The 12,642-nt window shown below is 53.4% G+C and carries 10 protein-coding genes; 5 read left to right on the top strand and 5 right to left on the bottom strand.

What is annotated here, in order from left to right:
* Positions 1-12: 12 nt before the first annotated feature.
* The 5 genes from H8527_RS05735 to H8527_RS10035 form a co-directional block, all read right to left on the bottom strand.
* Positions 13-477, bottom strand: a complete 465-nt coding sequence (locus tag H8527_RS05735) for a hypothetical protein (RefSeq protein ID WP_187546414.1) — start codon at positions 475-477, stop codon at positions 13-15.
* Position 478: 1 nt separating this feature from the next.
* Complete coding sequence (locus H8527_RS05730; protein WP_187546412.1) at positions 479-1,108, bottom strand: fasciclin; 630 nt, start codon at positions 1,106-1,108, stop codon at positions 479-481.
* Between the two features lie 40 nt (positions 1,109-1,148).
* Positions 1,149-2,690, bottom strand: coding sequence for a RagB/SusD family nutrient uptake outer membrane protein (locus tag H8527_RS05725; protein WP_187546411.1), 1,542 nt, complete (start codon positions 2,688-2,690; stop codon positions 1,149-1,151).
* Between the two features lie 7 nt (positions 2,691-2,697).
* Entirely contained in the window at positions 2,698-6,183 is a 3,486-nt protein-coding gene (locus H8527_RS05720) for a SusC/RagA family TonB-linked outer membrane protein (RefSeq protein ID WP_187546409.1), read from the bottom strand.
* A 689-nt stretch (positions 6,184-6,872) separates the two neighbouring features.
* The gene (locus H8527_RS10035; RefSeq protein WP_187546407.1) at positions 6,873-7,670 is read right to left on the bottom strand and encodes an energy transducer TonB; all 798 of its coding nucleotides are present in this window, start codon (positions 7,668-7,670) and stop codon (positions 6,873-6,875) included.
* A 189-nt stretch (positions 7,671-7,859) separates the two neighbouring features.
* Between H8527_RS10035 and porQ the strand changes: the two genes are divergently transcribed.
* From porQ to H8527_RS05690, 5 genes are all read left to right on the top strand, one after another.
* Positions 7,860-8,837 (top strand): type IX secretion system protein PorQ, encoded by a 978-nt coding sequence (gene porQ, locus H8527_RS05710; RefSeq protein WP_187546405.1) that lies wholly within the window; start codon positions 7,860-7,862, stop codon positions 8,835-8,837.
* Between the two features lie 51 nt (positions 8,838-8,888).
* Entirely contained in the window at positions 8,889-9,764 is an 876-nt protein-coding gene (locus tag H8527_RS05705) for a 4-hydroxy-3-methylbut-2-enyl diphosphate reductase (RefSeq protein WP_187546404.1), read from the top strand.
* A 56-nt stretch (positions 9,765-9,820) separates the two neighbouring features.
* On the top strand, positions 9,821-10,384 hold the full coding sequence (locus H8527_RS05700) for an FKBP-type peptidyl-prolyl cis-trans isomerase (protein WP_187546402.1): 564 nt from the start codon (positions 9,821-9,823) through the stop codon (positions 10,382-10,384).
* 329 nt (positions 10,385-10,713) lie between these two features.
* Entirely contained in the window at positions 10,714-11,922 is a 1,209-nt protein-coding gene (trpB, locus tag H8527_RS05695; protein ID WP_187546400.1) for a tryptophan synthase subunit beta, read from the top strand.
* A 59-nt stretch (positions 11,923-11,981) separates the two neighbouring features.
* On the top strand, positions 11,982-12,554 hold the full coding sequence (locus tag H8527_RS05690) for an aminodeoxychorismate/anthranilate synthase component II (protein ID WP_187546399.1): 573 nt from the start codon (positions 11,982-11,984) through the stop codon (positions 12,552-12,554).
* The last annotated feature ends 88 nt before the right edge of the window (positions 12,555-12,642 follow it).

Genomic DNA, 12,642 nt, shown 5'->3' with positions numbered 1-12,642 from the left:
TGGTGAAAATGCTTAGGGGGTCGGTTCGTCATCGTTCACCACGAAGGTGAGCACATCGGTAAGTTCACGGCTGTGGTCTTCATTGTAAACGAGCAACGTGAGCGTGTAAACACCATTGGGAATACGCTGAAGGGCTGCGGGGAAAACCTGCACGATACCGCCTTGGATAAGCACTTCGCCCGCTTTGACAGCTGCGTCAAAAGCTGCTGCATCGCCACCTTCTTTGGCTACAACGCGCACATACTTGTAGTTGATGGGGTTGGTACCTGCCACACCTTGAATACGGGTCGATGTCCAGGGTGCACCGGTCTTAGCACGCTCGCTGTCGGGAGCCGGCGTACGGTAGACTAAAACAGTATCGGGAACATAAGAGGCGTGGTCGGCATTGAGGTAGCCCACCTTCATGCGGTCGCATGCGGCAAAGACAGAAGCGATGAGTAGCAGCGCGAAAAGGCTGCTGAAAAGAGATGATTTCATACTAAAAATCGCTAAGGGTAAAGTTGTAGTCGAGCGAGTGTACTACGCCCGTCAAAGTTTGGATGTTAGATGAAGCTACGACAGTGCTTTTGGTTGTGGTCGGCGAGAGGAGGTGGATTTGTTTGGGTCCCATCTCCGGCACTCCGTTGTAGGAAGAACGGAAAGTGTAAATCCACAACTTTTTTCCGGAAGCCATGTCGAATGTTTCTCCACCGGTACCGATGACTTCAGAGGCGTTGGTACTGGCATGTCCTGCGGTAAATTCGTCCAGCAGAAGACGCTTTTTCAACACGCAGTCGAGAATAAAGTCTCGACACTGAGCTTTGGGAATGTCGGTGACTTGCTTCAAATCATTTTTCAGGAGATAGCGGCGGATGCTGTGGTTCGTGATGCCGAAGAAAGTAATGTCCTTTCCGTAACTGCTCGTACCTTGAAAGAGGGGTACGAGATCAGCATGTACCGCCATCACACGGAGAGAATCCCAGTTGTAAGGGTCGCCTTTGAAGTATTCCCACATAGTGGTGTTGTGGTTGCCGTTGGCCTCTCCTGTATCGATGAGGTTGTATTCGGTGCAACTCTGCGCCCCAAACATGAGTAGTAGCGCAAAGGCAAGATAGATGATTCTTTTCATAAGATTGGAAACTTGGGGTGAAGTGATAAGGAAGAGGCGCTTATTGATATTGCACCCAATAGGGTTTCTGATGGATCAGAGGGTTGACCAGATGTCCATCTTTGTCTTCTCGCGCTCCGGCCGGAACGGGGAGTACCAGCGCTCCTCCATTCACATTTTGCGCGCTGAGCACACGGAATTTGCCTTTCAGTTCGGTAGCGTAGTAACCATTACGAATGATATCGAAATAATGGCTGTCGTTTTCGCCCAAGAACTCTTTGGTGCGCTCAAGGTAGATGGCTTTTTGCAGCCCTTCAGTGTCGGTGGCTGCGGGGTAGGCCGTGGCTTGTGCACGCGAACGGATGACATTGAGGTCGGCGATGGCAGAGGCATCTTGGCCGAGCTTAGCATTACATTCGGCACGCAGCAGATAGAGGTCGGCCAAACGCCATTGCACCAAATCGGCGTTCAGACTACGGAAATCTTTTCCGCCTTCGGCATATTGGTTGGCATCATACACGCCATTGCGGAACTTGTAGAACAAAGCATAGTTGTTGCCGTCTACTTCGTGAGGGGTGTCGATTTCGTAGAAGTAGGCCGTACGACGCAAATCATTGTTTTCGTACATCGCATTGATGGTCTCGGCATAGAGGCGCGCAGTGGTTTCAGAAGTTATCTTACCGAGCGTCTTTGTTTCGTTGACCGGCCAACTGGTGTAGGCCGAAGCCACGAGGTTGGGCGTAGTGGTATAGATGGAGCGGGTAACATCGTAGCTCAGTGTAAATACGACTTCGGGGTTGGTTTTGGTGGGTTCAGAGAGCAGTTGGCACAATGTCTCGGGACTGTCGCAAAGTTGATAAGAACCGACTTTCTGATCGATGACTTGTGTGGCGTATTCCACCGTCTTACGATAGGCTTCTTGAGCATCGCCTTTCAACTTGTACAGGTCGATGATGCTCCCTTTCCAAGCATAGATGTGCGCGAGCAAAGCAGTGCAATTTCCCTTTGAAGCAAACTGGCGTGAGCTAATGGGAGAACCATTGATATCACGAAGCTTGTCGTGTGTGGGAAGCAAATCGAGTGCACGCTGAGCATATTCAGCAGCTTTATCAAGCACCTGAAGTTGAGGGGTCGTGTCGTAGGCCTTGATGACTTTCGAATTTTCCATCACCGGCACATCCCCAAAGCGCTGTACCAAGGTGAGGTAAGACATGCCCAAGGCAAAGTAAGCCTGCCCTAAATGGTAGTTACGGCGTGATTCGGTGAGACCTTCTGTGCGATCGATGTTGTCGATGAGCAGATTGGCTTCAAAAATGACATCATAGAGCTTCTTCCAATCTTGCGCATCGATGATGGATTTGGGGTTCCATTCGCGCACTTGATTGCCTTCTTGCAGTTCATCTGCCACAACTCCGGCCGTTTGAAACACGTAGTCTTCAGATAGGGCGCTGTTGAGGAAATAATGAATGGAAGAGGTCGTAGCGTTCAGTTCTTTCTCGGTCTTGAACGAATTGGTGTAGGTCAAACCATTCTCTGGCTGCAAATCGAGGTTGCAGGACGCCAGCAAGAGACCGGCGGCGAGGAGGACGATATGCTGTTTCATTGGAAGTTTAGAATTTGAGATTGATACCGAGCGTAACCTTACGATTGAGGGGATACTGGTCGCCCAAGTCCTTACCCGTATAGGGATCTACGACTTCAGGGTCTACGCCGGAGTAATTGGTGATGAGGAAGAGGTTTTCACCCGAGAGGTAAAGATTGCAGCCTTTCAAGTGCAGGGCTTTTGTCCACTTCGTCGGAAGGTTATAACCCAACGTGAGCTGTTTGAGGCGCAGATAACTTACATTTTCGATGTTAGAGTCAATGTTGCCATCAAACTGTCCGATGTATCCCTGATCGGCAAACTCGAGCGAAGGATAGTCGGCTTTGTCACCGGGCTTCTGCCAGAAAGTAGCTTTGCGATAGTCGTTCATCACAACACCAAACTTCTTGGTGAACAAGAACGCTGAGTTACGCACCATGTTCATCATTTTGCGTCCGATGACATAGCTCATGAGCACATCGAGCGTAAAGCCGTTCCACTCTACGTGATTGGTGATACCTCCATAGAGCTTGGGGAGGGTGCTGCCGGCATAGTAGAGGTCTTGTGAGTCAATCTTACCATCCGAGTTTTGGTCGGTAATTTTACGACCGCCCACGCGCAGCGGATTGTTTTCTGTACCGAAATAGAGCGGCATACGCTTGCCCTGTTGGTTGTAGTAGTAAGGAATGTCCTTTTCGTCTTGCACGATGCCTTCGTCGTGGTAAGTATAGATACCATAAACGGGACGTCCCAATACTTTGTCGGTGAGGTCGACATTGCCGTAAGACTTGCGGAACATATTGCGGTTGCTGGAGAAATTGGCACCGACGGTCCACTTGAAGTTCTTGTTGCGGTAGACATCGCCTTCGACTTCAAACTCTATACCTTCGTTGGAGATGGCAGAAGCATTGTTCCACATCTTGTCGGTCAGGAAGAAGTTGCCGGGTAGCGGCGTCTGCATGAGCAGCGCATCAGAGTACTTATAATAGTAGTCGAACTTGAAGCGCAGGCGGGAGTCGAGCAGATAGAAGTCAAGACCGAGGTCATATTGGTCACTCTTTTCCCAAGTGAGCTTATTGTTGGCCATGAAAGTGGGAATGAGTCCCAAATTGCCGAAGAAGGTGTTGGCTTCAGCCATCACACCCAAGGCCAAATAAGGCTCTTGGAACTTTTGACCGGAGCGTCCCCAAGAGGCACGGAGCTTACCAAAGTTCATCCACCAGAAATCTTTCAAGAATTGTTCTTCGCTGAACACCCAGCCTAATCCTGCGGCGGGGAAGGTGCCCCAACGCACATCTCTGCCGAAGACCGAAGAACCATCCGTACGAATAGAAAACTCGGTGAGGTAGCGCTGACGATAGTTGTAGGTGAAACGTCCCAAGAAGCTCTGCATGGCTTGCTCTTCCTTATTGCTCAGAACGCTTTGGAGCGCTTCGGGAGTGCCGTATTCGTTGGTGCGGAGTTTCGGCCAACCTTCACCAATGTAAGTGATTTGATTGGTCGGGCCGCCCATGGCAGAACCGCTGAGTGACAAGGCCAAATCACGATTGTAGGTCATACCGGCCATCAATTCAAAACTGTGTGCCTCCTTAAGGTTGAAGTTATAGGTGAGGAGGTTTTCATTCTGAATCATGGTCATGGCATAGTCTGCCCCCTCGGCTCTCGAGAGTTTGTTGTAGCCCAAGTAGTCGGGAGTGAAGGTATAGGAGCGGGTGAAGTAGTGGTCAAGTGCCACAGAAGAAGAAAACTTCAGCCCTTTGAGAATTTGATAGTTTATACCTCCATTGAGACGAAGATTGTAGTTGGTATTGGAGCGTTTCACGTCTTGCAGACGGCGCAAAGCCTCACGTTCAGCCACCGACCCCTTACCGGGAAGGAGAGAAGGCGTTTCTTTGGGGTCGAACGTCAATCCTTGGATTTTACCCATCGAACCACCCGAGTTTTTGTCCGTGTAGGCAAGATTGGTGCGCAGATAGAAACTGAGACGTGGAGTGAGGTTGATGTCCAGGTTGGAGAGCAAACTGAAGCGCTGGAAGTTAGAGCTGATCATGATGCCCTTTTCATCATAAAGACCGGCGTTCACCATATAGCGCACGTTGTCTTTTCCTCCGGAGATGGTCGCGTCGGCCTTGGTGATACGTCCCACGCGGAAGGCATATTTCCACCAGTTGGTACGATTGTTGTAGAACGTATTGAGCGAGTCTTGCACAATTCCGGGCAGACTATTTTCACCGTTGAGCACAGCACCGTTACGCCAAAAGTAGTCGTAAGCTCCGTCATTGTTGGAGTCCCAACCCCAAGTGTCGTTGTGGCTGCCGGGCATTACCACGTTGTCGGTAGCCCAGTCATAGTGTCCTAAACGTTGTTTGAGTGCCAAAAGGGTGGCAAAATCGCGCTCGCCTTTACCCATGATTTGTACGGGGGTGGCAGGCAGCCACGAATAGGTTTGCGATACATTGACATTAAATTCTGCTTTACCCGACTTACCTTTTTTCGTGGTAATCAGGATTACACCGTTACCGGCACGCGAACCATAAAGCGCGGCAGAAGCTGCATCTTTGAGCACCTGCACGGATTCGATGCTGGAAGGGTCGAGACCTGCCAAGGTGTTGATGCCGCCTGTCTTCACAGAAGTCGTCGAAGTCACGGGTACACCGTCAATGACATAAAGGGGCGAACCATCGTTGACTCCTTGCTGGTTGAGCGAGGAGAAACCACGGATGGTGACCTGCGAACCACCGCCGCCGGGGGTTCCGCTCAAGTTGGTGATTTCCACACCGGCCATGCGGCTTTGCAGCAGATTTTCAATGCTGGGGGTGGGGGCATTTTGGATTTGATCGCTTTTCACACTGGAAACCGCACCCACCAAGTCGCGCTGACTGCGCTTACCATAAGCAATCACCTGTACCTCACCCAAAGCCGTAGAAGTGGCTTTGAGGGTTACGCTCAGGGGCTTACCAAGAGTGTAGGCTACGCTTTGAGCATCATAGCCTAAGCAGGAAATGAGCACTTCGCCCGTAGCCTTATTGACGGGCAGAGAAAATTTACCATTGTCGTCGGCCTGCACACCTTTGGTCGTACCTTTCAAACGCACGATAGCAAAGGGTACACCCAGTCCTTTATGGTCTTTGATGGAGCCTTCGAGGTGCTGACCGCTTTCCTGCTGTTGTTCCAAACGGAAGACTTTGATGTTCGCTCCGTTCACACTATAGGTGAAGGGGGTGTGCGAAAGCAGTTGTTGGGTGGCTTGAAGCGTCGTCACGCTGTCGAGCGAAACTGTGAGGGTCGTAGAGTAGGCTTTCACTTCATCGGTGTAGGACATGATGTAGTCTCCTTGGCGTGCCACCATATCGAGAATGGCAGTAAGAGGCTTGTCCTTAAACGAGAGGGAGAAGGTGTGGTTCGCATTTTGGGCATATACACTCAGACTCGTGACAAAATAAATCGCGAAGAGTATTCCCAATGCAAGACCCCGAGCTTTCAGTCGTTGACTGGCGATTGAAAAGACGTGCATAGAGATAGTGAATAAATGATGATAGATAGTTGATTTCAAAAAGGACAATTTAGGTTGCAAAAATACCGATTTCTGTATTCTTGCCCAAATAAATGGTAGTTTTTTTACGCTTTGTAAACACAAGGCAAAGATCAAAAGAGAAGACCGCGCGCTTCTCCTTGGTCGGCCGGTTTTACCACAGTCACGCCCGACTTCCCACTTATCCTCACGCGCGCGTATACTCTACAATAGTCTGTGTTTTTTGCCTTCACTCCTTCACCGTGCCCTGCAAGTCGCTCATCGACAGATATTTGTGGGTGAAGGCAGATTTGGAAAAAATGCCAAAAGCAGGGGGTGAAAGGAGCGATGATCGTGAGAATATAAGAAGCGGGTGAAGGCAGTGAAGGCAAAAAACAAGGCTATAAAGTAGTGTACGCGCGCGTGCGCGAGAGAAGCAGGCCGAAAAGACCGAAAGTGCGCCGTCTTACTTCGTCCCGTCCCATGGTTCATCACAGGGGAAACTCCCTTTGAGAAAAATAAAACTACCTCAGAGAAAAATAAAACTACCTCAAAGGTAGATGAAACTCCCTTTGAGGTAGATGATGGATGCGCTCGGTGAATCAGCACGATCCACATTGTGTGCCACAGCTACTCGGCAACCCTATGGACATTGACGAGGACATGCACAGTCCTTCCCACATCACGCGGTGTCACTGTAACTGAAAATGGATTGGAATACTGATTTTCACCGGCAGCGGTTGCCCATTGCGTCGACCGGGCTTCCACTTCGGCATACGACGGACAGCGGTGACGACGGCACGATTCAAGGCATCGTCGGCTTTCTTCTCGACTTCGATGTGGCTGACAGAGCCATCGGCCTCGACGATGAAAGCGACCAGCACATCGCCTTCCGCTTTGCGCCGTTGTGCTGCGCCCGAATAAAGCACCGTTGAGTCCATATACTGCATCAGCGCCTGCACGCCTCCGGGGAAGATGGGCAACTCCTCCACACGCTCCGTCTTGACCAGTTGCGCGCCTTCTATGGGGAGGTCTTTTTGGTCGGCATTGTGCGTCAGGTCTTCGTCGCGCAAAGAGGCTTCTTCCAGAGTGGCTGCATCCGTCACGCCGTTTATGCCCATCGGCACAGATATCGTGCGGCGGTCCACGATTTCGGGCATCGCGTTGGACGCGCCGGGCGTGGCCTTGACGGCGACAGCGCGCCGCCCCGTGGAGATGCGTTTCACCTCAAACCCTTTTTCCGCTTTGAGTGGTCGAAGTTTCACGACTTGTTCCAGCTCAGCCGCAGTTTCCTGCACCGCGCGATAGACAAAATAGCCCACGGCACCCGCCACCCCGAGGAGCACTACCAGGATGCCAGCGAAAATCAACGCCACAAGACGATAGCGACGCCCTGCCTGCTTGCGAATCAGGTAAGCGCCGTATCGTTTGTTGCGGTGTTCAAACACGAGGTCGCACCATTCTTTGGATACTAAAAGCGAGTTGCTCACGTTAGGAAAAAGAAAGTGATGAGGCAAAGAAAGGGAGAAAAAGGAGCGGAAACCGACAAATGGTCCACTGCCCCTCGCTTTCAGCCTCAAAAGTATGTGGGAAGCGCTGTCTTGGCGCTATTTTCCCGACAAAATTACGCCCAAAATATAAAATAAGTAGTACCTTTGCCTCACTATTTTATGCGCATAATGAAAAAATATCTAATTATAGCATTCTTTTGCGTGCTCCCGCTTTCCTTGGTCGCCCAAGAGAGCACCTCGGCTTTTCAAATCCTACGCTTGCCCACTTCTGCCCATCTGGCCGGACTGGGGGGCGAGAACCTTTCGACCATCGACGACGATGCCTCGGCCGTGCTGCACAATCCTGCCTTGCTGAGCAGCGTTTCCTCCGGCACGCTCGGCCTCTCCTTCATGACCTACGCCGATGGAGCGAAGTGGATGGGAGCGCAATATGTGCGAGCCTTTGGCGAACGCCACACCGGCGCGGCCTTTGTGCACTACATGGGATACGGAGAGATGACCGAAACCGACCCGTCGGGCGCGGCCATCGGTACGTTCTCCCCAAAAGATATGGTCGCCGGCGTCGGCTATAGTTACCTGCTCTCCGATCGCTGGGCCGGGGGAGCAGCGTTCAAACTGCTGTATTCCTCTATCGCCAACTACCACGCCGCGGCTGTTGCGGTCGATTTGGGGCTGAACTATTACGACGAAGACGAGGACTTGAGCCTTTCGGCCACTTTGCGCAATGCAGGAGCGCAAATCAAAAGTTACGACAATCGCACCGAAACCGTCCCTTATTCCTTCCAATTCGGGCTGACCAAAGGGTTGGAACACCTGCCGCTGCGTTTCAGCCTCACGGCCGTCGACCTAACGCGATGGGACAAGCGCCACTATTATGTGCCGTCCGACAAACCGATGGGCTTCGGTCGCCTGGCGCTCAATCACCTTGTCCTGGGGGCGGAACTCCTTCCCTCCGACGTGCTCACTCTTTCCGTCGGCTACAACTTCCGCCGCGGCTACGAACTCAAAGCGGCCGGAGCATCACATTGGGCCGGAGTGACTGCCGGCATAGGCTTGAATTTCTCACAGATAAAGCTTAATTTGGCCTACGCTCAGTATCACAAATCCACGGCTTCCCTCATGGGCACTGTGGCCTACACGTTCTAAACGTGGCTCACACTAACTAAACTTTCCTACTTACATTTTCCTCTCCTTTCCATGTTGAACATCGAAATCGACGCCGGTTCCGGCTTTTGCTTCGGGGTGACCACGGCCATCAATCGGGCAGAAGAAGAACTGACGCACCACGACATCCTCTATTGTTTGGGTGACATCGTCCACAACAGCCGCGAAGTCGAGCGGCTGCGTGAGCGAGGACTGGTCATCATAGACCACGAAACGTTTGCGCAACTTCGTGATGTGCGCGTTTTGCTTCGTGCCCACGGCGAACCACCCTCTACTTACGAAACGGCACGCCGCAACAACATCACGCTTATTGACGCCACTTGTCCCGTCGTGCTCAATCTGCAACAGCGCATCATGCGTGTCTATCACGAGATGACCGACCCGCAAATCGTCATTTACGGCAAGCACGGCCACGCCGAAGTGCTCGGGCTGGTGGGGCAGACGGCGGGCGAAGCGATTGTAATCTCTGATATGAGCGAAATAGGCAAAGTTGATCTCACGCGAAACACTTATCTCTTCTCGCAGACCACGAAACCTCTGGAAGGTTTCCAAACGCTCATCAACTACCTGACTGCAAACATCCGCCCACCCGCTGAGTTCCGCTGCTACGACACCATTTGCCGCCGCGTCTCCAACCGCTTGCCCGGGGTGCAGGAGTTCTCCAAACGTCACGATGTTGTCCTTTTCGTCTGCGGATTGAAAAGCAGCAACGGACGCGTGCTCTATGAAGCCTGTCGAAAAGTGAACGAGAACACGCACTTCGTCGAGGATCCCTCGCAGCTCGATGCTGCATGGTTCCGCGGGGTGAGCAGTGTCGGCATCTGCGGGGCTACGTCCACGCCCAAATGGCTGATGGAGCGCTGCGCCGAGCGCGTGCGTGAGCTGGAGACGTCCGAAGCCGAAGGCTGAGCCGCGTCCTCTGGTTTGCTTTCCTTTTTTTCTAAATCATCCTCATTTCCTTTTTTATGAAACCCTCTTCCACTCCTCCCTCCTCCGCCAAGCGTAGTGGCCGCAACCGCCCTTTGCTCTTCTTCGTTGTCCTTGCCGTGCTTGTCGTCTTCGGTGGCTACTGGTATCAACAGCGCCACGCCACGACCATAGAAGAAACGCCGACGCATGCTGAGGCCGACTCGCTCAAAGCGAAAAACCTGGCCGCGGGCGAAGCCTTTCTGGCTGCCAAAGCCCAAGAAACGGGCGTCCAAACCCTCGGTGCCGGTTTGCTCTACAAGGTGCTGAAGTCGGGCAATGGGACTTCCCCTACCGCCACATCGACTGTAAAGGTCAATTATGAAGGCCGCCTCATCGACGGCACCATCTTCGACAGCAGCTACCGGCGCGGCGAGCCGGCGGAGTTTCCGGTTTCCGGTGTCGTTCCGGGCTGGCAGGTCGCCCTCAAGGCCATGAAGCCCGGCGACGTTTGGGAAGTCTACGTGCCGCACTATATGGCCTATGGCGAGGCAGGTAGTGGCAGTAACATTCCTCCTTGCTCGGCGCTTGTGTTCAAAATCGAACTGCTGGAGGTGAAATAAAGTCTCTTTCGTTTGGCAGTTTTGCTGAAAAGTTCTACTTTTGCAAACGATACAACTCAAATAAACTCCAATTCAAATGAGGCAGTTTACCGCACATACTTACTTTTGGTGGCTTTGCTCAGGATTTTCCAATCGTGAGTCGCTTCCTCGTGTGTGCTAATTTGAGAATTAATAAATAGGGCTTGATTAGTCGAGGCTTGCCGTTGCTCACGGTAAGCCTCGCTTTTTTTTATGGATGAAAGCCTACAATTCCCCCACACGATTCTCCGGACAAAAACAACAAAGCACAACGATTGCCCACACCATCAACTCCCTAAAAACTTTTCCCCATGTCTGCTCCCTCTTCCTCCTACCGCATCGCTCCCGACGGCTTCTATGGCCGCTTCGGCGGAGCCTACGTCTCCGAAGTCCTTCGACCCGCCATCGCTGAACTCCAAGCGTGCTACCGCGAAGTCATCGAAAGCGAAGCGTTCCAAAGCGAATTTCAAACCCTCCTGCGCGACTACGTCGGACGCCCCAGTCCCCTCTACCATGCGCGACGCCTCAGCGAGAGATATGGTGCCCGCATCTATCTCAAGCGCGAAGACCTAAACCACACCGGGGCGCACAAAATCAACAACGCCATCGGACAAATCCTCCTCGCGCGAACCCTCGGAAAAACACGCATCATCGCCGAGACGGGAGCCGGACAGCACGGCGTGGCCACTGCCACCGCCTGCGCGTTGATGGGCATGCCCTGCGTGATCTATATGGGAGCCGTCGATGTGGAACGCCAGCACGTCAACGTGGAACGCATGAAAATGCTCGGCGCCGACGTTCGCCCCGTCCAGAGTGGCAGTCGCACGCTCCAAGATGCCGTCGACACTGCCATCGCCGACTGGGCGGCGCATCCGGCCGACACGTTCTACATCATCGGTTCTGCGGTCGGCCCGCATCCTTATCCCGACCTCGTGGCACGCCTTCAAAGCGTCATCAGCAAGGAAGTCAAAGCCCAGCTCAAAGCCAAGGAAGGCCGCGACTATCCAGACTATCTCCTCGCCTGCATCGGCGGTGGCTCCAACGCCTCCGGCAGCATCTATCACTACCTCGGCACGCTCGGCGTGCGCATCGTCTTGGGAGAAGCCGGTGGGCAAGGCGTAGAGAGCGGTCGCACCGCCGCGACCATCAACATCGGTAGCGCGGGCATCCTCCACGGCAGTCGTACCCTCGTCATGCAGGACGCCGAAGGCCGTGTGATCGAACCCTACAGCATCTCCGCCGGACTCGACTATCCCGGCATCGGCCCTCTCTTTGCCCACCTTGCCGACACCGGCCGCGCTACCGTCCTGCCTATCACCGATGATGAAGCGCTCCATGCCGCCTTCGAACTCACCCGCCTCGAAGGCATCATCCCCGCTCTCGAAAGCAGCCACGCCCTCGCCCTCCTCCCCCGCTGCTCCTTCAAGTCCGATGATGTGGTCGTGCTCACCGTGAGCGGCCGAGGCGACAAAGACATCGAAACCTACTTGAAGCACAAATCGCGCTTCACGGATGTTTAGGCCGACCCTGCCGTAAGAAAGCGCGCCCCGCCCCTACCGCTCATCCCTTTCTCCTGCTTATGAAAGTTATTGTTATCGACAACTACGATTCGTTTGTCTACAATCTCGTCCATCTCCTCCGTCGCCTCGACGCAGAAGTTCATGTCGTGCGAAACGACCGCTTTCTCCTCGAGGAGTTGGAAGCATACGACAAAATCCTGCTTTCCCCCGGCCCGGGATTGCCGAGTGAATCCGGTCTCCTGCTCGACGTCATCCGCACCTACGCCGGCCGCAAACCCATCCTCGGTGTCTGCCTCGGTCATCAAGCCATCGCCGAAGTCTTCGGTGCGCATCTGCATCAACTTGCGGAGGTGTGCCACGGTATCGCCACGCCCTGCCTTCCCACTACAGCGGACTATCTGCTTGCCGGGCTGCCCAATCCCTTCACTGTGGGACGCTATCACTCGTGGGGCGTTGCGCCCGACAGCCTCCCCTCCGTGCTCGAACCCATCGCCGCAGCTCCCGACGGCACTCTCATGGCTCTGCGCCACCGCACCTTCGACCTCCGCGGCGTGCAGTTTCATCCCGAGAGTGTGCTCACTCCCGAAGGCGAAATATTGATGCACAACTGGCTCTCCCACTCTCCATGCTGAGACTTCCCATAAACTTTGAGAGGTCGTCAGGCGAAGAAAAACGACAAAAATCGTCCGCTCCCATGCCATTCGGGGACGGACTTCTTTT

This window comes from Alloprevotella sp. Lung230 (assembly GCF_014385435.1).
GTDB lineage: Bacteria > Bacteroidota > Bacteroidia > Bacteroidales > Bacteroidaceae > Alloprevotella.
Note: the sequence above shows the minus strand (reverse complement) of the source record. Positions and strands in the feature narration are given on the sequence as shown.